Below are 21,127 nucleotides of genomic sequence, written 5' to 3'. Positions count from 1 at the left end.
GCGGCCTAACTTGACCCTCTGCACCATTTATTACGCAGCCGCTAACGTCGCAAAGACCACGACCTGCCCCAGAAAAGGTCCACAGTCAAGACCGCGGCCGGCTACCTTCCCAGGCCCGTTGCAAGAGTTCTCGAAGCGGACGAGCTTCAACAGGTCGCGGATTCCAGTACGGGTTGGACATAGCAACCTCGCATGCGCGGTCGAGGTCCTCTTCCCCTAGCCCGATTTCACCCAAACCGCGGGGAACACCAAGCTCGCGACCCAGCTCATGCAGGCCGTCTGCGGCATCGCGTGCATCGAGTGCTCGTGCGATGCGGGTCATTGCCTCAGCAGCGACGAGGCTGTTGTACGCGAGTGCATGCGGCAGCACGATGGCGTGAGTCTCCGCGTGTGGCAAGTTGAAGGTCCCGCCGAGCGTGTGGCATAGCTTGTGGTGCAGCGCCATACCGACGTTCCCGAGAACCGTTCCACAGAGCCAGGCTCCATAGAGACATTCGCTGCGTGCCTCCATGTCCCTGTTGTTCCTTTTGACGCCTCTCAGCCCCTTCGCGAGCGATCGGATCCCCTCTTCCGCCATCATGGCCATCACCGGGTTGCCGTCCTTGGCGTATAGGCCTTCTGCCGCATGTGCGATAGCGTTGAGACCACTCACGAACGAAAGCTGCGCAGGCAAGGCCGCCGACAACTCCGGGTCATAGAGGACAGTCCTCGGCAGAACCTTCTGGTCGCGGCCGGTACGCTTCAAGCCTTCCTCTGTGATGCCGTAGATCGGCGTCATCTCCGACCCGGCGTACGTCGTCGGAATTGCAATAATCGGTAGTGACGATTCAAGCGCAATGGCTTTCCCAAGTCCAATCGTCGAGCCACCACCTATGGCCACCGCGCAATCAGCGCCGACCTCTTTGGCAAATTCGCGAGCACGGCGAGCGTTTTCTATCGGCACATGCATCTGTGCGCCGTCAAAGACGCCCGCACTCGACGGTCCAAGCAGAGAAGATACTGCTTCTGCCTCGACTCTCTGCTGTGGCGTGCACAAAACAAGCGCCCGACGTGCTCCCAGCGTTTCAACTTCCTGCTGGATCAGCTTCATACTCCCCTTGCCGAACACTACGCGCGAGGAATGAGTCGTATAAGTAAAGTCGTACATGGAGTGAGTGTTCCGCTATCTGTCTGGCCGACGGAAGCATCAGACGTAGTCGACCTGATGCCGAGCAATCCTGCAGTCTCCGAGTACCTGCTTTACCCGCAAGTGTTCCGGGTGGGACGCGTAAGCTTCGAGGTCTGCCTGGCTCTCAAACTCGGTGTACAGCACAACGTCGCACGCATAGTCGACCTTGCTTACGTCCATACCGACTTCCAGCTTTGTCAGTCCAGGTATTCTCCCAGCCAAACTTTCGAATGCAGTCTTGACGACCTGCGCCGCTTCCTTCTTCTGCTCAGGCGTTTCGCCTCGAACGTCCCACATAACGATGTGCTTGATCATGTCCGTTCCACTATTTGACGCCTGGTTCTCAGGCAAGCAACACACTTCGCAGCGTCTCAACTGGCAGAGACTCCCGATATGTCGCTTGCGCCTTCTTCATTCCGTACGGGAGTCACCCGCTCGGAGGCAACCGTTCGCTGAATCTGATCTGTGAGCGCGCCGCTCAGGCCTTGTTCTTGTTGTAGACATCGACAAACACCGCTGCCAGCAGCACGATGCCCTTGATAACCTGCTGATAGTCGACCCCGATACCCATGATGGACATTCCGTTGTTCATCACGCCCATGATGAATGCGCCGACAACTGCCCCGACAACCTTGCCCACGCCGCCGGAAGCCGATGCACCGCCAATGAAGCAGGCCGCAATCACATCCAGTTCGAATCCGGTACCTGCTTTCGGCGTGCCGCTATTGAGCCGCGCGGCGAAAATGATGCCCGCGAGAGCGGCGAGGATGCCCATGTTGACGAACGTGAGAAAGCTCACGGCCGGTACGCTGACCCCAGAGAGTCGTGCCGCTTTCGCGTTGCCGCCCACTGCATACACACGGCGCCCGATGGTCGTACGGTTCATCACGAACGTGTAGAGCCCAATCAGCACACCCATGATGACGAGCACCGTCGGCAAACCACGATAGGACGCGAGGACGTAACAAAAAAAGACAATCAGGCCGGTCAGCACGACGTTCTTTGCCACGAACATCGAAAACGAGCCTTTGCCCACCCCGTGCTTCGCTGCACTCGCACGATGACGAAGCTCAATCGCGAAGAATGCGGCACCGACCAGGACGCCAAGCACAATGGAGGTGATATGGAGTTCCTGGCCACGGAAAACGTCCGGAATGAAACCCGAACTGACCGCAGCGAAACTATCCGGAAACGGGCCGATCGACTGGCCCTGAAGGACCAGATTGGTCAACCCGCGAAACACCAGCATCCCTGCCAGCGTCACGATGAATGACGGCATGCGCCAGAACGCAATCCAGTAACCCTGCACCGCGCCGATGAGCGCACCAGTGGCGATGCAGATGATGGTGGCCAGCACGTAGTTCACATTGAACTGAACCATCAACACTGCGGCGAGCGCGCCAACGAGTCCTGCAGTCGAGCCGACCGACAGGTCAATATGGCCAGATACAATCACCATCAGCATGCCAAGGGCCATGATGACGATGTAGCTGTTCTGAAGCACAAGATTGGTCAGGTTCAACGGCTCCATGAGCACGCCGCCCGTCGCAATCTGGAAGAAAATCATGATGACGATAAGCGAGACAAGCAGGCCGTATTCGCTGGCGCCACGCTTGATCACGTCGATGATTTCACTTTTCTTGACCTCGGCTTCCTGCACAGCCGTTGGCGAGAGAGCTTTACGCATTTCAGTTGCCTCCGTTTCGCATGATTGCCCGCATGATTTTTTCCTGCGAGACTTCTTCCGATGTGAACTCGCCGACGAAGCGGCCCTCGTTCATGACATAGACGCGGTCGCACATGCCAAGAAGCTCAGGCATCTCCGAAGAAATCATGACGACGCACTTACCCGCCGCAACCGCTTGATTGATGATGCTGTAGATTTCGTACTTCGCCCCGACGTCGATTCCGCGAGTTGGCTCATCGAGGATGAGGACGTCCGGCTCGGAGAACAGCCACTTGATCAGGACAACTTTCTGCTGGTTGCCACCGGACAGGTTACCTACCACGTGGGACACTCCCTGCGCCCGAATTCGTAGCTTCTTCAGGTAGTCCGATGCCACTGTGACTTCCTCATGCTCGTTCACCACGCCGTACTTCGATACGCCCGCGAGATTCGCCAGCGAAATGTTTGTCTGGATATCGTCATCGAGGAGCAGCCCGTTGCCCTTGCGGTCCTCGGTGACATAGGCCAACCCTGCATTGATGGCCTTTCTTACCGAGGAGACATCGACCGGCTTTCCATGGATGAATACCGAGCCGCTGATGTCCTGGCCGTACGCCCCGCCGAATACGCTCATCGCCAGCTCGGTTCGTCCCGAGCCCATCAATCCGGCGATGCCAACGATTTCACCCGCACGCGCATTCAGGCTGACGCCCTTGATGACCGCGCGGTCCCGTTGCGTGGGGTGCTGAACGCGCCAATCCTTGACTTCGAAAATGATGTCGCCAATATTGGGCGTCCGTTTCGGATAGCGGTCAGACATCTCGCGACCCACCATCGCCTTGATGATGCGGTCCTCGCTGACGGGTTCCGCGCGACAATCCAGTTCGTCAACGGTCGAACCATCGCGGATAACCGTGATGCTGTCAGCAACCCGGGATATTTCGTTGAGCTTGTGCGAGATGATGATGGAGGTAACGCCGCGCTCCTTCAGGTCCAGTAGCAACTTGAGCAACGTGTCGCTGTCTTTCTCGTTGAGGCTCGCCGTGGGCTCGTCGAGAATGAGCAGACGCACTTCTTTCGACAGCGCCTTCGCGATTTCCACCAGTTGTTGCTTGCCGATTCCAAGGGTGCCAACCGGCGTGTCAGGGGAGTCGCTCAGTCCCACCTTCTGTAGCAGTTCCTTTGCACGGGCATGCGAGCCTTGCCAGTCGATAATGCCGCGGCGGGACTGCTCGTTACCAAGAAAGATGTTCTCGGTAATGGACAACATCGGAACGAGAGCGAGTTCCTGGTGGATGATGATGATGCCCACCTCCTCGCTATCCGTGATGTCGGAGAACGCGCGCTCCGCTCCCTCATACACGACGGCACCCGAATACGAGCCATGCGCATAGACGCCGCTCAGAATCTTCATCAACGTCGACTTGCCTGCACCGTTCTCACCGCAGATGGCATGAATCTCGCCTTTTCTGACTCTTAGATTGACGTTATTCAGGGCCTTCACCTGGCCGAATGCCTTCTGGATGCCATTCATCTCTAGAATCGTATCCATCTCCGTATCCTCGTATTCCTTGCGCTCGACGCCTGACATCAGAGCGCCGTCATTTCCTCACCCTGTAACGGCGCCCTGAACTACGCCGCCGTCTACTTGATTTGTGCCGGCGTGTAGTAGCCACTGTTCACGAGAAGCGGCTGGACGCTCTCCTTGTCGACGAGAACCGGCTTGACCAGATACGTCGGGACAATCTTCGCGCCGTTGTTGTAGCTCTTCGTGTCGTTCACTGGGACGGTCTTGCCGGTCAGTGCGTCGTCCACCATGTCAGCCGTAATGCTCGCGAGCTTGCGCGTATCCTTGAAGACGGTCGTCGTCTGGTCGCCTCGAACAATGGCCTTCACATTCTGGACGTCTGCGTCCTGCCCGGTCACCACCGGCATAGGGGACTGCGCGGAACCGTAGCCCACACCCTTGAGCGACGAAATTACGCCGATGGCAATTGCGTCATTAGGGGTCCACACAGCATCGAGGTGGTCCTTGCCATAGAACGCGCTAAGGAGGTTGTCCATACGTGACTGAGCCGTAGCGCCGTCCCAGTTGCGGGTTGCGATTTTTTCAAACGCCTCCTGCTTGCTGCGAATCACGAACTTTCCGCTGTCGACATACGGCTTGAGCACCGACATACCGCCCGCGTAAATCATGTGAGCGTTGTTGTCGTCCGACGAGCCACCAAAAATCTCGATGTTGTACGGCGTCTTGCTGCCCTTCTTTTTCCAGGTGTCCACAATGCTTTGAGCCTGGAGCACGCCGACACCGTAGTTATCGAACGTGGCGTAGTAGTCGACATCCTTCGTCTGGCTAATCAGGCGGTCATAAGAGATGACCTTGATGTGCTTTTTCTGTGCATAGGCGAGCGCGTCGGAGAACGTCTTTCCGTCGATAGGTGCAATCACCAGCGCCTTCACACCCTTGGCCAGCATGTTTTCGACCTGGTTCACCTGCGTGGAAACGTCGTAGTTCGCGTACTGCAGGTCAGCCGTGTAGCCCTTCGCTTTCAGCGCATCGACCATGCTCTTCCCGTCGGTGAGCCAACGCGATTCGGTCTTGTCCGGCAGCGAAATGCCGATGACGCCCTTCTCCTGGGCGTAAGAGGACGTCGCCATTGCAGCAAACCCGACGCTGAAGCCAACAGCAACCACAACACGCTTGATGATGTTCATTTTTGTCTCCTGAATTAGGACTACGTATTTATTTGGGAAAATTGATCGATTTAGTCACTGGCCGCGTGTGCGGCCAGCCGCCCCTTACTCAATAAACACTTCCGCCCCAGCCTGCTTCGAGGAGGCGAACATCGCCTCGATGACGCGGCTGATGTTGTATGCCTGCGTAGCGGGAACGACAGACGGCGTACCGTTACGCAGCGCATCGAAGAACGCGTTCGATTCGCGGTCGAAATAAACGGGGTTGCCGATTTCAGCGATGTCCGGCGAATACTCGGTCTTCTTCGTGGCCCAGATTTCCGGGAAGCTCGTTTCCTGCCATTCCGTCCAACCCTCCGGGTAAGCACCCTTACCGGCATCGTAGATCTTGTAGCTGGCCGGCAAAGACCTCGAAGACATAATCCCTTCTGTGCCATACGCCGTGATGTCCCAGCTCTCTGTCCAGGGCAACACGTCCCACGACATGAAGTCGATGGTCACAATCTTGTCTTCGTAGTTGAGCACCGCGCCAGCAGCGTCTTCGCGGGACTCGTCGCCATGAAAGTTCGGGAACTTCGTGATGCGCGCATTCACCGACCGCGGCGTTCCGAAGTGGAGAAGAATGCGGTCCACCAGGTGGCAACCAATGACGAACACAGCGCCACCGATATCGCCAGGCTGCGTCATGTGCGCAGTGCCTGCTTCATCGTGCGAGCAACCGCCGTGCGCGCGCACCTGAACGACCTTGCCCAGGCGCCCGCTCTTCAGGGCTGCCTGCATTGCGTCGACCGACGGCGCAAAGCGCCAGCAGTAGCCAACCTGAAATAGCCCGCCCGTGCGCTCGACTGCCTGAGCGATACGGCGCGCGTCTTCCGATCCGCGGCCCGCCGGCTTCTCGCACAGCACGGCCTTGCCAGCTTCGAGCGCTTCGATGGCGAGGTCCGCCATCCTGTCGCTTTTCGAGTGTACGAGAACGACATGCACGTTCTCGTCGGCGAGGATTGCCTCTTTCGTACGAACCTCGAGTCCCAGCGCATCGACGAACGGCTTCAGCAACGGGCTGGTGTCCCACGCACCGAGCATCCTGGCATCGGTCCGACGCTGTATCGCCTTGACGCGCCCCGACGTATGCGGGTGCGTGATACCAAGGCATGCGACGCCTACCGATTCACCGGGACCAATCTTTCGTGTCATGACGAATCTCCTCCAGCTGGATGGTTAGACCTTGACCGCTTTACCGGACGTCGCGGACTCGAGCGCGCATTCGGCGAGACGCAGCGCCTTAAGGCCGTCGTCGACTGAGGTCGGAAGCGGTGCGTTGTCGTTCAACGCGCCGACGAACGCTTGCAACTCGGCACGGTACGCGTCGACATAGCGCTCGAGGAAGAAGTTGAGCAGCGGCTCGCGTGCGTCCGTCGCTTCTTTCGTCCACCGACGAATCGTCGAGGGCCGCAGATTCTCCTGCAGAAGCATGCCCCCGGAGCCCGACACCTCCATACGCTGGTCGTAGCCATAAACGGCTTCGCGACAGCAGTTGATGTGGCATTGCTTGCCGGAGGCCGTACGCAGCTGAACCATGACCGTGTCGAAGTCGCCCAGCTCGGAGAGCGACGTGTCGACGAGGCGGCTCGCCATCGCCATGACTTCAACCGGTTCCTCACCGAGCAGCCAACGCGCCATGTCGAGGTCATGAATCACCATGTCACGGAAAATCCCGCCCGAATGCTCGACATAGTCGCGCGGCGGCATGCCGGGGTCACGGCTCGAGATGACAACCTGGCGCACTTCGCCCACCTCACCCGCATCGATTGCCTTGCGGAACGCCTGGGAAGTCGGGTCGAACCGGCGATTGAAGGCAAGCATGACGCGGCCGCGCTGACGCTCCACTTCCCGGGCGGCAGCCAGTGACTTGTCCATATCGAGGTCGATGGGCTTCTCGCAGAGAACGGCCTTGCCGCGCGCCACGGCTTCCAGCATGAACGTGATGTGCGTGTCCGTCGGCGTGCCGATGACCACCGCGTCGATATCGCTGCGTTGCAAGACAGCCATCGGGTCCGTCGATGCTTCGCAACCGAGGCGTTCAGCGAGCGAGCTGGCTGCGCTGGCAACCGGGTCCGCCACGACGACGAGCGTGGCGTTCGGGATTGCAGCAGCGTTTGCAGCGTGAATGCGACCGATGCGGCCAGCACCAAGTACGGCGATTCGAATCATGTTTGTCTCCGGAGATGATTGGTTTGGGCGACGGGTGCGTCAGGCAGCGGCGTCCGCTTTCGTCGAAAACTGGGCGATAGTGGTGTCGTAGGCACGCCTGGCCATCTGTTCGAGTGACAGCTTCCGGAACGGCTCAGAAATCAGTTCGACGCCGTAGTACGGGAGGGTGCAGCCAGCACGGTCGAGCGCATCGACAAACGCGCGACAGTCGGCTACGCCTTCTCCGCACAGCTTGCGGTTAAAAGTCGAGTCGTCGAGCAGCGTGCCCTTGACCTGCGCGTCCACATCGTCCAGTTCTACGCCCTTGATGAAGCGCGCCGGGATGTTCGCGATCTCGCTATAGGGGCTACCAAAGCGTGCAACGTGCCAGTGGTCGACCATCAGTCCACCATTGGGCTGGTTAGCGCCTTCGGCAATCCTCAGTGCGTCGCTGATGTTCCTGATAACGGAAAACGGCATGAACTCTATTGCGACCGTCGCGCCAACTGCAGCGACGTCTTCGCAGAGCTTCGCGAATTCGTGCGTCATGCGCGGGAAGTCGGCGGGGCTTTCGTCAAAGGGATTCGCACCGATTTTCAGGTTTCGCATGCCAAGCTCGGCGCCCAACTCGATGACACGACGTCGAAAATGGTCCGACCTGGCGCGTGGCTCGCCATCGAGGTACCAGTCCATGAGGATTTCGAGTTCAAAATACTTCATCCCCGTGTCTTCAAGAATCTTCTTCACGCCTGCGACGCCGTACTGCTCGACGCTGTACTCGAGGTCATCGAGGATGAGGCCAATGCCTCGCCAGCCGGCTTTGGACGCGGCCTCCGCGCGTTCACGCAGTGGAAACGGACTGATTTCCGTAGGCGCGCCTGGGTAGACATCACCTGCGAGCGTCCAGTACGCGGCCAACAACTCTTTGCTTTTCGTGCTCATTTGAAGGTATCCAGTTGTCTCAGGTTGACTCGGAGTGTTTCGCAGCTCAAATAGCCGCGCACATCACGCGATTACGGTATGGCTCTTATCGCGCTCAAGGACGGCGCGAGGGTGAAGTCCCACGCGACAGACCAGAACGGCGCTGTGAATCCAACCTGTCGCGCGGCCTCAAGGTCATCGACCTTCTTGAAGTCGGCAATCAGTTCGCGCTTCACGCCAAAGACTGCATCTTCGGGGAGGTACGGGCAGTCGGGCGTAAAAATGTGCGTAATCACGGGCTCGTAGCCAGGCGTGGTTACGATGAAGTGCAAATGCGCAGCGCGGTTGGGGTGACGGCCCATTGCGCCGAGCAGCTTGCCGACAGGACCATCCGCGGGAATCGGATAGTGACGTGGCTTGACCGACTTGAACCAGTAGCGCCCTTCATCGTCCGACGTGAACACGCCTCGCAGATTCGAATCCGGCTGGATGCCCTTTTGCTGGACGTCGTAAAAGCCATCGTCGTTCGTCTGCCAGACTTCGAGCTTCGCGTCCGGAATCGGCTTTCCAGCGATATCGGTGACTTGTCCACAGACGACAAGCGGTTCACCCTTCCCATCAAGGCAGATGTTGGCGCCGTTTTCGTACGCCGGCGCGTCGGCAACATAGAACGGGCCAAGAATCGTGTTCGGCGTCGCCCCGCTCGGTCGACGATGGTTGATAGCGTCAACCAGCATCGAAACACCGAGAATGTCGGATAACAGGATGTACTCCTGCCTCCACTCGTTGCACATCTGGCCTGTCTCGGTCAGGAATCGAATCGCCGAAAACCATTCTTCGTGCGACGGCTCAATTTCCTTTACCGCAGCGTGAACGTGCTTCACAAGAACAGACATAACCTGCTTGAGCCTGGGACTGACGTCTTGCCCCATGCGCGCGTTCACTACGTCCGCTGAATGTTCTTCTTCGAAGTACGGCGCGGAGGTTTGCGAGACTGAGGTGGGTGCGGCCTGATGCATTGAGTGTCTCCTTCAATGTTTCTCTGCAGCTTTGAAGGCAGTCTATATTCGCTATTGCTGGCAAAACAGAGCTGAAAAGGGAATCTCTTTCGCTCCTGGTGGGAAACCGCCCTGCGGTTTGCGCGCCGCTTGAGCGAGCGCGTGATTACTCCGTCCAGAGCCGCTCGAACTCGTTCTTGCGAAAGCGCTCAAGAAGCGCGTCAATGAAGAGGCGAACCTTGACTGGCATATGCGAGCGCGTCTGAAACGCTATGTTCATGGTGAGGCGAGGCAGGTCCCATTCGTCCAGGACCGGTACGAGACGACCCGCCCTGATATCGTCGTACACGATGTACTTTGGCTGGACGAGTATTCCCATGCCATCAAGTGCGGCGGCTCGCAGGATTTGACCGTCATTGGATTCAAGTAAGGGCTTCACCTTGACAACGACGCACTCGCCATCGCGCTGGAACGCAAGATCTCGGGGATTGTCGGCGAGTCCATAGTTCAGCAGCCTGTGCTTGCCAAGCTCCGCTGGAAAGCGCGGCGAACCGTTTGCGGCAATGTAACTCGGCGCGGCGGTCAAAACTCGACGCGTCGAGGCAAGCCTTCGCACTGTTATGTTGCTGTCCGCTTCGAGGACCTTGGTTCGGACTGCTACGTCAATCCCATTCTCGATGATGTCGTAGTACCGATTCGCAGCGACAACATCAACGTTGATGTCCGGATAGCGCGCCGTAAATTCCGGAAGCATCGGCGCAATATGCAGCATGCAAAACGAGAGCGAAGCCGTCACCCGCAGCAAACCACTCGGCCGCGCCGTAGCATCCTTGACGACCAGTTCGGCTTCGCCGAGGTCTGCAAGGATGGATTTACACCGCCGGTGAAACTCTTCTCCTGCTTCCGTGAGGCAGAGATTCCGGGTTGTCCTTCGCACGAGTTGCACACCGAGCCGGCTCTCAAGCGCAATGAGATAGCGACTTGCAGCGGATATGGACAGGTCCACCGCTTCGGCCGCCCGACTGATGCTACCTGTCTCCGCGACCTCGACGAACAGCTGAACTTCCTTAAACTGGTCCATCTCTCCACACCATCCAGGTCATCCGCGTGTTCGGCACGGGGTCACGCGCGCAAGCACCAGTCGCTGACCGCCTCACTGCCGTGCCCGGTTAGAAGAATACGTCAGCATTGACGCGAGCAACGCTGCCAAAATCCATCAAAAATCCATCAGAATCGGGAAATACCCTGCCCCAAATAAATGAGACCGAGCCGTACTCTGGCATCAATATGAGATCAGGGTCTCTACCGTTACGCCCTGTCAATCCCTGCTGGCAAGACTTTCCGCCACGCGCAAGCTCCGGAGGCTCTCCTCGCCAGCCGTACACTTGTTCTAGCGAGCGATGCCTCCGTGCTGGTTGCGCCTGGTCTGCCGCACAGCGCTGCTATATCATCAAGCAATCAAGAGAACATCAATTGCGAGACGCACATCATGGCTCATCGCTTTCTAATCAAGGAGATAGCCCTCCAGGCTGGGGTAGGCGTCGCTACGGTCGACCGCGTACTTAACAATCGCGGGGCTGTTCGCGAGCAGACGAAGAAGCGCATTGAGCAAGCCATCAAGGAACTCGAGAAGCAGGAACTCTATTCGGCATCGGCTGGACGAAAGCTCATTGTCGATGTCGTCGTCGAAGCCCCCGACCGGTTCGCTGAGGAAATCAAGGATGCTCTGGAGGCGGAACTGCCGACTCTACAACCCGCCATCTTTCGTCCACGCTTCCTCATGCGCGAGACGATGACCACGCCAGAAGTCGTTGAAGCGCTTCGTGCAATTGCGCAACGCGGTAGCCACGGGGTCTTCCTGAAGGCGCGCGACGTACCCGAGATTTCTGATGCAATCGGCGACCTTAAACAGCGCGGTATTCCTGTTGTCACGACGTTCACCGATATTCCGCTGTCGGGCCGTATTGCCTATGCCGGTCTGGACAATCGGGTTGCGGGAGCAACTGCGGCCTACCTTCTCGTGCACTGGGTAGGCGACAAAACCGGCAACGTCCTGATTACGATGAGCGACGAGCGCTTCAGAGGCGAAGAGGAGCGCGAGATAAGCTTCCGTCGCGCGTTACGGACGCGACAGCCTCAACTTACCTTGATTGATGCGAGCGGTGGTCACGGACTCGACGAGACTACAGAGAAGCTCGTCCAGAACGTCCTCCGTGCGAAGACTGACATTCTGGCGGTCTATTCGATGGGCGGCGGCAATCGAGCAATCTTGCGAGCGCTCGAGGCACAAGGGAAGACACCAAAATGCTACATCGGCCACGACCTGGACCGGGACAACATAAAGCTGCTGCGTGAGGGCAAGATACAGGCAATTCTGTACCACGAACTTCGGCAAGACATGAGAGCGGCGTGTCAGCACATCATGCATTTCCATAAGATGTTGCCCGCCTCGGCGGTCTCGCACTCGTCGTCGGTGGTTGTCGTGACACCGGAGAATATCCCCGACCACATCGCCGCCAGATTCCGGTGACAGGAATTCGTCCGTCACAGGCGGCGCCCAACGCTCAACGCATTCGAGAGGGCAGCGGACACGCTCCCCCACCCTCTCTACTGGCGACATCAGAATTGCGTGGCGATTCCTGCAATCACGCCGAACTGACCTTGACCGTAGTTCGGATTGGTACTTGACGGGCTGCCGTTCACCGGGTCGTTGTTTGCGTTGGCACCGAAGAGTCCGCTATTGAGCCCGAGATTGGACGTCGAGCTATTGTGCAGGTAGGCGAGTTCCGTATAGAGAAGCGTCCGCTTCGACAGCGAATAGTTTGCGCCCAGTGTGAACATCGTTCCGTTGCCATTTCCGTTGTTGGCATTCGCGTGATACACGGCCCCGGAGATGGCCAGAGCCGGAGTCGTCTGCCAGATTGCGCCGACCCACTCGTGATTGACCGCGGTAGGCAATGATGTCCCAGCGGGGAGCGTGGTCGGCGTCGCGCCGCCAAAGTACCCCTCGTTCGAAGCGTCCGGCGCACTCAGATGCTGATAGCCGATATACGCAATCACTGGTCCGAAGGCGTAGCTCGCACCCGTCAGAATGGAGCGCGACGTCAGGTACACATTGCTGAACTGGCCGTTCGGGTCCCGGACTTCATCGTAAGTTGCTTGCCAGAACAACCCGCCGTGCTGGTACGATAATTTGATACCGTCTGACCGACCTTGCGCGCTTCCGAGGCCGCTGGAGGTACCGAGCTGACCGGGCGCGCTTCCCGGATTGCCTGCGTTCCATGTCGACGAGTTCGTCAGGTCATATTGACCCTGAAGCGTGAATCCAGCAATCTTTGGCGAGAGATACTCAACTCCGTTCGCTGCCTGGGAGAAAATCCGGCCTCGCACCAGCGTACCGATTGAATACTTCTTCGTCTGTTGAGGGTCAACGTCACCGGAATACTGGCTGATTTCAGCCGAACCCATATTGCCGAATTTCACCTGCCCCCAGGTGTCATTCTGCAAACCGACGGTCGCCTGGCCCTCGAAGAAGCTGCCATTCGCGAAACTTCCATTTTGCGTGTTCAGTCGTGATTCCAATTGGAAGATGGCCTTCGTGCCGCCGCCGATGTCCTCCGCGCCTTTCAGTCCAAATCGCGATTGTGCCCAGCCTCCACTCTGCGCGCCGAACGCGTTCCCTTTCGGTAAGCCAGTTTCATATTGCAGTCCATTGTCGACAATGCCGTATAACGTCACGCTGCTTTGAGCATTCGCGGATACCGCCAGCGCAGCCGTCACCATACCGAACATGGCCTTCTTCATTTTCGTCTCCTTTATATAGTAGTACATAGTGTTAATTGCTTGAGACGAAGCCCGACCACCCGTCTCAACGATTCGACCATGCATTAAAGCGACTGCCTTCATCGGTCGTTTTTATCGTTTTGGCGAGTGTATATTCGCAAGTCGCGGCGACACAGAGCTGGGCGAGGAATCTATTTCCCAGAAATCGGGAAAATGCCGGACCGAAACTGGAGATTCGTCAAATAACGGCCTCCTGGGAGCTGCGAGCTCGGAGTCCAGCTGTTTGCAGTGTCCGCACGTGCAGAGTTTCGGTAACCGAGTGCCAGGGGCTCCGTTCCTCCGTCCCCTGCTCCCGCTCGCGCAGGCTGGCTATGGACGTTCCACGCAGAAGTCGTTAGTCTGGATGCGCTTCACGAGCGGTGTGACACACGTTGGGGAGCTGGCACATGGAAGTGAGCACCGAAGCGCGTGTTGACATGGTGTGCGAAGTCGCAGCGGAAGACCCAATCGACCATGCAGACCTTCCCTTCGGCGAGCAGGAGCTACGACGCCACGTCACGAGTTCGCTGGTGGAGCGGCACCACACCGTGGAAACAACGATGTCGCATTCAGACCTCTATGCGATGTACTTGCTGAGCACCGCGAGGCTCGTGCTCGAAAACGCCGTTCTCCACGCGCGACTGCTTTGACTCCAGGGGCGCCAGGTCGCTCCTCGCGCCGTTCACCCTCAAGGGCGAAAAATAGCGAACCTCCCGTCTCGGGTCGCACTCAGCCGTCGAGCGCTCGTGGGCTTCGCGTCACACATGCAAATCGCATAAGTCCGCAGTCGGCCATGAACCGACATTCGGCCAAGGCAACGATCGGACAAGCGACTGGCGCTTGCGCTTCCAGCAGCGGTCACTCGAATATTTCGGCGGACGTGAAATCGAGCCACCGCATCCTGACATGAACCGATCGCGCTAACGTGTTGTTGGACGCTCTTCCAGCGATTGAATGTTCCCGGCTCAAAATTGCGCCGGACCTTTGTCCCTTCCCTTCGACTGCTTGATTTGCCGTCGCCATCTCAATTTGCGCTGCTCCAGCAGTATCTTCCAGTCGATTTTCATCAGCACGTAAACGAACGCAAGCAGCGTCAGTTGCGAAAGCGCGAACCCCACTCCGAGGTACTGTCCATCAAACAGGGATTCGGGATCGACGACCGAGGATGCAAACCGCCCGAGACGCGCCCAGATCGCATAACTCACGGTGCGTCCGGCGAAAAACGCTGCGCCTATAAACCTGAGCGGCAAGCCCGATAGTCCGTAGGCGATGAACAGATAGTTGGACGGAAACGGGCTGAGCGCATAGACAAGAAAGGCACCGGCGGTCTTCTTCTTGTGTGTCGCGAGCCACGCACTGATGACGTCGATGTTTTGCCGATCCGTCTCGCGAAGCCAGCGTCTCCTTACAAGCGAACGCGAGAAGGCGGCCAACGCGAGCCGGCCGAGGGTCGCCGCGCTGGCCGCGACAAGAGCAAGGAGCAGCGTGCTGCCCTCCTGAACATTGAAGCCGACCCACGACATCGCCATCCAGGTGGGTGGCGCAAACGCCGGCATGAGATTGATGAGCAACACAACGAAAAACAGGATCGCGAGGGTCTTCACGTCGATCCTCCATGAACACGCTTGTGCATGCTTCTGATCCCGAAGCGGCTTCTCTCCGCGCGTCCGGCGTTTCCTCAGCCATGCAATCGCGGTCCCCATTGCGCATCATGGCAGTGTGAGCGTCGCGGGACAGGCTTTGCCGCAATGCTCCTGCACGGATGCACAACATCGCCCAGTCCGTGCTCCTGTTGTTCCGGGGCCATTAGCCGATACGCTCTCGCGACGGGGCGAAATACATCGTGCCGGGTGACTAAGTGGCCGACGCCGGCACGAGTAGCAGCGGTACCGACGTCAATCTCACCTCGCGTTCCGCGACGCTGCCGAGCAGCCAGCGCGTCAGACCGCGTCGTCCATGCGTTCCCAGCACAACGAGCTGCGCATTCCAGTGTCGCGCTTCACGCTCGATTGTGTGCGGCACGTCATCAAACGTATTCCGGGTCTTGATGATCGCCGTCTCTACTACCCAATCCTTCTGCTGGCCGTACCCGGTGAGCTCGTCGGCCCCCGCCTTGACGGCAATTTGCCCGCTCTCGGCCAGCAAGTCTTCTAGCCGCTGTTCGAAAGGCCCCGTCCCCGATGCAAGGAGTCGGTCGACAATGTAAATGACACGGCAGTCCGCCTGCGGCGCCACCAGCCGGGCACCCACGCGCAAGGCGGCTGCGGACGCGTCGCTACCGTCGGTCGCAAACAGAACCCGGGACGGGGGAGCGTCCGGGCCGGCCTCATGGTCAACCGGTACGACCAGGGTTGGCCATTGGATTAGTCGCGCAAGCGGCGCGGAAACCTCGCCTTCCACCCAGCGCAAAAGAGCCCGGTGATGGTGCGTTCCGAGGACAACCAGATCGGGTGCCCATTGCGACATCGCTTCGGCGAGAGCGTGGACGAGGTCTCCGCCTTCCCGGCTCAGGTCGAGGAGTTGTCCCTCAAGCTGCACGCCGCAACCATCCAGCGCAGATTGAGCCGCCTGGATTGCCTCCGCCGCATCGCGCCGCAGTTCCTCCCGCGCGGCTTCGAGCTGCGACCCAGCCCACGTCCCGAGCGGCACGAGCGTGCGTGGGTTCTCGGCGACCGATACGACGCGCACCGCAATGCCGGGATGCGGGAGACGCCTCAGGTACCGGAGCGCCGCAGCCGAGGCCGGAGTGGAATCGACAGCGACCATGATTCTTGCAAAGGGCGTGGAAGCAGTCGTGGCAGACTTCTGGGTCATTTCGGACCTCGCGATCGATGGCGGAATGCCGTCTCCATACTGCCCTGGATAGGGCGCCGACGTATGATGCAGATCATCCAGCTTTGCGGGCGACCCATCAAGGTAATCCGTTGACGCACGCTGCGGCAGAACCCGTTTCGCCAGCGGGCTCTGGAACAGCAGAAAACCGCCCCGTGCAGTATCCCCGGCCGTCAGATGGAGGTGTGCCCCTGTCATGCACTACATCGTACGATCGCCGAATGTGCTCCTGCTCGCCGTTTGCGCGGCTACGCTGATCGCGGGAATTGTCTGCCGCATCGCTGGATCGGATGAGGCGGCACGCCTCCTCTGGCTGGTGGGCCCGTTGCCAGTTCTCGCAATGCTAGGCGTGTCGATTGCAAGTGCACTGCGTCGCCGCGAGGCTGGGGTCGACGTTCTTGCCGCGCTGGCCATTGTATTCGCGCTGCTTCTGGACGAACGGCTCACTGCTGCCGTTATCGCCTTGATGCTCACGACGGGCCGGACCCTGGAGGACTACGCACGCGCCCGGGCGCGGTCAGAGATGACCGCGTTGCTTAGCCACGCGCCGCGCGAGGCGATGCGACTCGAGGCCGGCGAGTGGCGCCCCACCGCGCTCGACCGCATCGCAGCGGGGGATCGTCTGCTCGTGCGTCATGGTGATGTCGTGCCAGTCGATGGAACCCTGACCGGCGCTGCAGACCTGGATGAATCGACACTGACGGGCGAATCACGCAGTTGCGCACGCGCATCCGGCGAAGTGGTCCGAAGCGGCGCAGTGAACGTCGGCGCGCCATTTGAGATGATCGCGTCCGCGACGGCGGCGGACAGCACATTTTCCGGGATTGTGCGGATGGTTGAATCGGCCCAGCGAGGGCGTAGCCCGGCGGCGCGACTCGCCGATCGCTATGCACTCGGGTTCGTCGGGAGCACATTGCTCGTTGCTGCCGGAGCGTGGCTTGCAAGCGGCGAGGCGGTGCGTGCGCTCGCGGTGCTCGTCGTGGCAACGCCCTGTCCGCTGATCCTCGCCGTGCCGGTCGCGATCGTGTCAGGTATGTCCCGATGCGCTCGCCGCGGCGTGCTCGTCAAGGATGGCGCCGCGCTCGAACAACTCGCGATCGCTCGCACGCTGTTTTTCGACAAGACGGGGACGCTGACCGCCGGACACGCACGCCTTGTCGCGATTCAGACCAGCCCGGCGGACAGCCCGCAGCGCGTCTTGCGCATCGCCGCGTCGCTCGCGCAGGCCTCGTCTCACGTCATGTCCGAAGCAGTCACGTCGGAGGCGCACGCACGCCAGCTCGCACTGTCAGCTCCACAGGGCGTGCGTGAAGCCCCCGGTGCGGGAGTCGCAGGAAACGTCGACGGACACGCGGTCGCCATCGGATCGTTTGAGTTCGTATGCACGACGGCGCCCGCCGCGCCCTGGAGTGAGCGACTCCTTCGTCGCGTCGCCTACGAAGGCGCATCTGCGGTCTTCGTCAGCGAGGACGGGGTCATGACGGGCGCCATCCAGATGGCGGACCGTATCCGTACCGACACGCCGCGCGCACTCAGGCTGCTACGTCGGGAAGGCGTTGATCGAATCGTAATGCTCACGGGAGATCGGGCCGACGTAGCTGAAACTGTCGGCACCATACTTCAGGTCGATGCCGTACGCGCCGGTCAGACGCCCGCGGATAAACTCGCAGCAATCAATGACGCGAGACAAAACGGCCCCGTAATGATGGTCGGCGACGGGGTGAATGATGCACCCGCGCTCGCGACTGCCGACGTCGGCATTGCGATGGGAGCAAAGGGAGCAGCCGCGTCGTCCGAGGCTGCCGATGTGATCCTGCTGGTCGACCGGCTCGACAGGCTGGCTGAGGCGCGGCGTGTGGCCCAGCGCACGCGCCGCATCGCGATCCAAAGCGTGTACGTTGGCATGGGGCTTTCTGTGGTCGCCATGGGTTTCGCAGCGATCGGTTTGCTGCCCCCGCTAGCCGGCGCGGTGCTTCAGGAATTTATCGACGTCGCCGCCATCGCGAACGCACTGCGTGCATTGCGCGCACCCACAGGGCCGGGCGGCGTCCTGCAGCCGGACTCGGCCGCCCAGATGAAGCGCGAGCATACGCAACTCGAACCGGTGATCGAGCAGATCCGGCAGCTTGCTGACGAGTTGCCGGATCTGCCCGCTACAACGGTCAAAGGCCGACTTTCCGATCTGGGCGCGCTGCTGAAACAGCGGCTCATCCCGCACGAGGCTCGCGACGATGCACAGGTCTACCCTCAACTCGCGCCGCTGCTGGGTGGGGACGACCCACTCGCGTCGATGAGCGCCATGCACCGCGAAATCTTTCACGTCACCCAGACACTGAACCGGATGGCGAACGACATGCCAACCGACGGTCCAGACTCCGAATGGCTGCGTGAGATCCAGCGCCTGCTTTACGGGCTTTACGCGGTTGTCCGCTTGCACTTTGCCCAGGAAGACGAGCTTTTTCATGCGCTCGGCGATAGCACATAGCCTCGCCCGCACCCGGGCGCTCGACGCGTCGTCACTGAGCGCTGAGGGCGCTGAGACACATACTGGCCTTGCCTGATTTGCGAAGCGGTTCGACCAAAGCCGTCTTCTGCTACATAGCGTAACGCCCAAAATCAACCCCGTGGCGCAGGGAGATGTGAATCACAGCAGCCGTCAGGAAAGTAACAAGCGCAGTCATCCACAGCGCGGAGGAACCTCGTCTGTCGAGGTCCCGTAGATTGTGGGCAATCGACAGGAACGCCATCCAGGCCGTGCCGAGACTGAGACCAGCCAGAATGTCGGAAAACCAGTGAACTCCGAGGTACAGGCGGGAAATCGAAATCAGTGCTATTACCGAACCGCTTGTCACGGCAATCCTGATTTGGGCATGCTTTTGACGGCCGCGACAGACGAGGTACGCCAAGAAGCCATAGACGACAATGCTCAATGTCGCGTGGCTGCTGGGAAAGGAAAAACTTTCAATGCCTTCGTAGATCGACAGCGGTCGTGACCGCCGCACGGCAAATTTGATCAATTTCACTGATGCTTCTGCCATTGCGATTGCCGCAATCCAGTACCCCGCCGTGCGCCATTCGCGCCGAAACAGGAGCGTGGCAAGCACAGCGAGGGAGACCGGAATCGTGACCGCCGCATCACCAAGTTCCGAAGCGGCCACCATCACGTGGTCAAAAAGGGGAGCGCGAAATCGCTGCAGCCCCTCGTGAAGCATCCGGTCAACGGTGACCAAGGGGTCCCCGCTGAGGACGTCTTCAAGAATACCGAGAAACAGCCAGATGCCGCCAAGGATCAGAATGACGGCCGCCGAGAACCGCGCGAAGCCGGTGCGGTGAAGTACAAATCGCCATCCCCGTGACTTGCCGGCTTCGGGTCCAGGCCTCATATGCGAAAACCGTCGCAACAACTTGCTGAGAAGCATGCTCAGTCGCTCCGTCGGATACCTTCGAATTAGCACTCGCGAACCAGATTGACCCAACAGTTCCGCGCCCCGTTCTCCCACACCGGAACATAGCATCGGCCAGGGGTAAGAGGACACCTGAACACACAGTGCCGATTCATGGACGCCTCCGGAAGCAGTCATCCGGGATCGACTGCGTCAAGTTCGTTATTCTCTATCCGGTGTCGCGTGAGAAAACCACCATGGCTGTCAAATCACCCTGCATCGAGCTGTGTGCGTTCGATGGCAAGACCGGGTTCTGCACCGGCTGCTACCGGACGCGTGAGGAAGCACGGGGCTGGAAAAGGATGACGGACCACCGGCGGCATCAGATCCTCAATGAAAGGCCACGGCGACAAGCAAAGCTGGCCCGTGAGGCGCCGCAAACGTCGAAACAGGACTGAAAGGGCGCGCCCCTATCGCGGTGCCATGATCCGCAGCACGGGATGGCCGTCGACATCCTTCAGCGGAAAGTACGACCGGTGCGTGGCGGCATCGACACCGACAACGTGCGCATTCGGTCCCACATGCCCTTCGCCAATCTTCGCCACTCGGGACGCGCCAACGCGAAACATCGAGACGACGCCTGCCTCACCGGCCACATAGACCATGTGCATTGCGGGATCGAACGCCAGGACATCCGGATCGCCTCCGACATCGAACGCCGCAATAACCATCATCGTGCGCATGTCGAGAACCAGCAGGCGATTGTTGTCCTCACAGGCAATAAACGCGAGGCGCGAAGCCGGATCGATCAGCAGTCCGTGATTGCCTTTCGCGCCCGGCAGGTCGGTAAGGGAAACGATGGTATTGCTGCCCGGATCGATCTCCACCAACTGGCGACGCGTCTGCACATTGACGAAGATGTGTCGCGAAACTGGATCGTATTGCGAATTGCCCGCTTCCCCGTCGAGTGGAATTGTCGCGATACGCCGGTTTCCGGGGACATCGATCACCGTCTCGGTCTCCCCCCTCTCATCGGAGACGTAGAGTTTGCGCGCGTCGGGTGCATACGCCATGCCGTCTGGGTAGACGCCGCCCGGCGCGCGGGCGATGATCCTCAGCGTGCGCTCGTCGATGGCGACAATCTCGTTCGTGCCGGTCGCCGACGCATAGACGCGGGACAGCTCGGGCACCACCAGCACGCCATGCACGGCGGAGATGCCGGGTATGCGCGCGACGACCCGGGACGCAACGGTGTCGAACACCACAACCTCACTGTCCCCCAGGTGCGCAATGAACAGCAGGTGCCGGCCTGGGTCGTAACTTTCATAGTCGAAGCGTGACGCGCGTCCGGGCAGCGGTACATCCTCCACGTGCATCAGTGGCAGGTCACCAGTCATGGCGTCATCCGCTCCAGATGCGGTACATCCGGCACCGCTCCCGGCCGCAACCGCGA

General features: G+C 59.7%; 19 protein-coding genes. 4 read left to right on the top strand and 15 right to left on the bottom strand.

The features are described 5' to 3' along the window. Positions 1 to 85 precede the first annotated feature (85 nt). The 10 genes from L0U83_RS37255 to L0U83_RS37210 form a co-directional block, all read right to left on the bottom strand. Positions 86 to 1,147 carry a maleylacetate reductase gene (locus L0U83_RS37255; protein ID WP_233889529.1) on the bottom strand — a complete coding sequence of 354 codons (1,062 nt, stop codon included), beginning with the start codon at positions 1,145 to 1,147 and terminating at the stop codon, positions 86 to 88. Between the two features lie 39 nt (positions 1,148 to 1,186). Continuing rightward, positions 1,187 to 1,483, bottom strand: a complete 297-nt coding sequence (locus L0U83_RS37250) for a Dabb family protein (protein WP_233889525.1) — start codon at positions 1,481 to 1,483, stop codon at positions 1,187 to 1,189. A 163-nt stretch (positions 1,484 to 1,646) separates the two neighbouring features. Next, a complete protein-coding gene (mmsB, locus tag L0U83_RS37245; protein ID WP_233889523.1) occupies positions 1,647 to 2,855 on the bottom strand; it encodes a multiple monosaccharide ABC transporter permease in 1,209 nt (402 codons plus the stop codon). 1 nt (position 2,856) lies between these two features. Beyond that, positions 2,857 to 4,386, bottom strand: a complete 1,530-nt coding sequence (gene mmsA, locus L0U83_RS37240) for a multiple monosaccharide ABC transporter ATP-binding protein (RefSeq protein ID WP_233889521.1) — start codon at positions 4,384 to 4,386, stop codon at positions 2,857 to 2,859. A 92-nt stretch (positions 4,387 to 4,478) separates the two neighbouring features. Then, entirely contained in the window at positions 4,479 to 5,549 is a 1,071-nt protein-coding gene (gene chvE, locus L0U83_RS37235) for a multiple monosaccharide ABC transporter substrate-binding protein (RefSeq protein ID WP_233889520.1), read from the bottom strand. 84 nt (positions 5,550 to 5,633) lie between these two features. Beyond that, positions 5,634 to 6,722 carry a Gfo/Idh/MocA family protein gene (locus tag L0U83_RS37230; RefSeq protein ID WP_233889519.1) on the bottom strand — a complete coding sequence of 363 codons (1,089 nt, stop codon included), beginning with the start codon at positions 6,720 to 6,722 and terminating at the stop codon, positions 5,634 to 5,636. Positions 6,723 to 6,746: 24 nt separating this feature from the next. Beyond that, positions 6,747 to 7,739, bottom strand: coding sequence for an inositol 2-dehydrogenase (iolG, locus tag L0U83_RS37225; RefSeq protein ID WP_233889518.1), 993 nt, complete (start codon positions 7,737 to 7,739; stop codon positions 6,747 to 6,749). Positions 7,740 to 7,778: 39 nt separating this feature from the next. Further along, positions 7,779 to 8,660, bottom strand: coding sequence for a sugar phosphate isomerase/epimerase family protein (locus L0U83_RS37220; RefSeq protein WP_233889517.1), 882 nt, complete (start codon positions 8,658 to 8,660; stop codon positions 7,779 to 7,781). 71 nt (positions 8,661 to 8,731) lie between these two features. Further along, a complete protein-coding gene (locus tag L0U83_RS37215) occupies positions 8,732 to 9,658 on the bottom strand; it encodes an intradiol ring-cleavage dioxygenase (RefSeq protein WP_233889514.1) in 927 nt (308 codons plus the stop codon). A gap of 145 nt (positions 9,659 to 9,803) precedes the next feature. Next, positions 9,804 to 10,718, bottom strand: coding sequence for a LysR family transcriptional regulator (locus L0U83_RS37210; protein ID WP_233889512.1), 915 nt, complete (start codon positions 10,716 to 10,718; stop codon positions 9,804 to 9,806). Positions 10,719 to 11,126: 408 nt separating this feature from the next. Between L0U83_RS37210 and L0U83_RS37205 the strand changes: the two genes are divergently transcribed. After that, complete coding sequence (locus L0U83_RS37205; RefSeq protein WP_233889510.1) at positions 11,127 to 12,167, top strand: LacI family DNA-binding transcriptional regulator; 1,041 nt, start codon at positions 11,127 to 11,129, stop codon at positions 12,165 to 12,167. An 89-nt stretch (positions 12,168 to 12,256) separates the two neighbouring features. Here L0U83_RS37205 and L0U83_RS37200 read toward each other — a convergent pair whose 3' ends face one another. Beyond that, positions 12,257 to 13,441: a porin gene (locus L0U83_RS37200; RefSeq protein ID WP_233889508.1), complete on the bottom strand. Its 1,185-nt coding sequence runs from the start codon at positions 13,439 to 13,441 to the stop codon at positions 12,257 to 12,259. A 425-nt stretch (positions 13,442 to 13,866) separates the two neighbouring features. Here L0U83_RS37200 and L0U83_RS37195 point away from each other — a divergent pair, with 425 nt between their 5' ends. Then, positions 13,867 to 14,109, top strand: a complete 243-nt coding sequence (locus tag L0U83_RS37195; protein ID WP_233889506.1) for a hypothetical protein — start codon at positions 13,867 to 13,869, stop codon at positions 14,107 to 14,109. 315 nt (positions 14,110 to 14,424) lie between these two features. On the opposite strand, the gene L0U83_RS37190 is transcribed toward L0U83_RS37195, so the two are convergent. Further along, positions 14,425 to 15,063, bottom strand: coding sequence for a hypothetical protein (locus tag L0U83_RS37190; RefSeq protein ID WP_233889502.1), 639 nt, complete (start codon positions 15,061 to 15,063; stop codon positions 14,425 to 14,427). Between the two features lie 250 nt (positions 15,064 to 15,313). Further along, the gene (locus L0U83_RS37185; protein WP_233889501.1) at positions 15,314 to 16,273 is read right to left on the bottom strand and encodes a universal stress protein; all 960 of its coding nucleotides are present in this window, start codon (positions 16,271 to 16,273) and stop codon (positions 15,314 to 15,316) included. Between the two features lie 214 nt (positions 16,274 to 16,487). Here L0U83_RS37185 and L0U83_RS37180 point away from each other — a divergent pair, with 214 nt between their 5' ends. Continuing rightward, complete coding sequence (locus L0U83_RS37180; protein WP_233889500.1) at positions 16,488 to 18,776, top strand: heavy metal translocating P-type ATPase; 2,289 nt, start codon at positions 16,488 to 16,490, stop codon at positions 18,774 to 18,776. Positions 18,777 to 18,885: 109 nt separating this feature from the next. Here L0U83_RS37180 and L0U83_RS37175 read toward each other — a convergent pair whose 3' ends face one another. Beyond that, complete coding sequence (locus L0U83_RS37175) at positions 18,886 to 19,710, bottom strand: phosphatase PAP2 family protein (protein ID WP_233889498.1); 825 nt, start codon at positions 19,708 to 19,710, stop codon at positions 18,886 to 18,888. 221 nt (positions 19,711 to 19,931) lie between these two features. Here L0U83_RS37175 and L0U83_RS37170 point away from each other — a divergent pair, with 221 nt between their 5' ends. Further along, positions 19,932 to 20,132 (top strand): DUF1289 domain-containing protein, encoded by a 201-nt coding sequence (locus L0U83_RS37170; RefSeq protein WP_233889496.1) that lies wholly within the window; start codon positions 19,932 to 19,934, stop codon positions 20,130 to 20,132. A 12-nt stretch (positions 20,133 to 20,144) separates the two neighbouring features. On the opposite strand, the gene L0U83_RS37165 is transcribed toward L0U83_RS37170, so the two are convergent. Further along, positions 20,145 to 21,071: a YncE family protein gene (locus tag L0U83_RS37165; RefSeq protein ID WP_373321201.1), complete on the bottom strand. Its 927-nt coding sequence runs from the start codon at positions 21,069 to 21,071 to the stop codon at positions 20,145 to 20,147. Between the last annotated feature and the right edge of the window lie 56 nt (positions 21,072 to 21,127).

It is taken from the genome of Paraburkholderia flagellata (genome assembly GCF_021390645.1).
Taxonomy (GTDB): Bacteria; Pseudomonadota; Gammaproteobacteria; order Burkholderiales; family Burkholderiaceae; genus Paraburkholderia; species Paraburkholderia flagellata.
The sequence above is the reverse complement of the archived record's forward strand: the minus strand, read 5'-3'. Positions and strand labels throughout refer to the sequence as shown.

Excerpts from the sequence above, each read along its gene's own strand:
- L0U83_RS37220 (WP_233889517.1), bottom strand. The coding sequence starts at position 8,660 with ATGAGCACGAAAAGCAAAGAGTTGTTGGCCGCGTACTGGACGCTCGCA.
- chvE (WP_233889520.1), bottom strand. The coding sequence starts at position 5,549 with ATGAACATCATCAAGCGTGTTGTGGTTGCTGTTGGCTTCAGCGTCGGG.
- L0U83_RS37215 (WP_233889514.1), bottom strand. The coding sequence starts at position 9,658 with ATGCATCAGGCCGCACCCACCTCAGTCTCGCAAACCTCCGCGCCGTAC.
- L0U83_RS37185 (WP_233889501.1), bottom strand. The coding sequence starts at position 16,273 with ATGACCCAGAAGTCTGCCACGACTGCTTCCACGCCCTTTGCAAGAATC.
- mmsA (WP_233889521.1), bottom strand. The coding sequence starts at position 4,386 with ATGGATACGATTCTAGAGATGAATGGCATCCAGAAGGCATTCGGCCAG.
- L0U83_RS37170 (WP_233889496.1), top strand. The coding sequence starts at position 19,932 with ATGGCTGTCAAATCACCCTGCATCGAGCTGTGTGCGTTCGATGGCAAG.
- L0U83_RS37250 (WP_233889525.1), bottom strand. The coding sequence starts at position 1,483 with ATGATCAAGCACATCGTTATGTGGGACGTTCGAGGCGAAACGCCTGAG.
- L0U83_RS37205 (WP_233889510.1), top strand. The coding sequence starts at position 11,127 with ATGGCTCATCGCTTTCTAATCAAGGAGATAGCCCTCCAGGCTGGGGTA.
- L0U83_RS37195 (WP_233889506.1), top strand. The coding sequence starts at position 13,867 with ATGGAAGTGAGCACCGAAGCGCGTGTTGACATGGTGTGCGAAGTCGCA.
- L0U83_RS37255 (WP_233889529.1), bottom strand. The coding sequence starts at position 1,147 with ATGTACGACTTTACTTATACGACTCATTCCTCGCGCGTAGTGTTCGGC.
- L0U83_RS37180 (WP_233889500.1), top strand. The coding sequence starts at position 16,488 with ATGCACTACATCGTACGATCGCCGAATGTGCTCCTGCTCGCCGTTTGC.
- L0U83_RS37200 (WP_233889508.1), bottom strand. The coding sequence starts at position 13,441 with ATGAAGAAGGCCATGTTCGGTATGGTGACGGCTGCGCTGGCGGTATCC.
- iolG (WP_233889518.1), bottom strand. The coding sequence starts at position 7,739 with ATGATTCGAATCGCCGTACTTGGTGCTGGCCGCATCGGTCGCATTCAC.
- L0U83_RS37230 (WP_233889519.1), bottom strand. The coding sequence starts at position 6,722 with ATGACACGAAAGATTGGTCCCGGTGAATCGGTAGGCGTCGCATGCCTT.
- L0U83_RS37165 (WP_373321201.1), bottom strand. The coding sequence starts at position 21,071 with ATGACTGGTGACCTGCCACTGATGCACGTGGAGGATGTACCGCTGCCC.
- mmsB (WP_233889523.1), bottom strand. The coding sequence starts at position 2,855 with ATGCGTAAAGCTCTCTCGCCAACGGCTGTGCAGGAAGCCGAGGTCAAG.
- L0U83_RS37175 (WP_233889498.1), bottom strand. The coding sequence starts at position 19,710 with ATGCTTCTCAGCAAGTTGTTGCGACGGTTTTCGCATATGAGGCCTGGA.
- L0U83_RS37210 (WP_233889512.1), bottom strand. The coding sequence starts at position 10,718 with ATGGACCAGTTTAAGGAAGTTCAGCTGTTCGTCGAGGTCGCGGAGACA.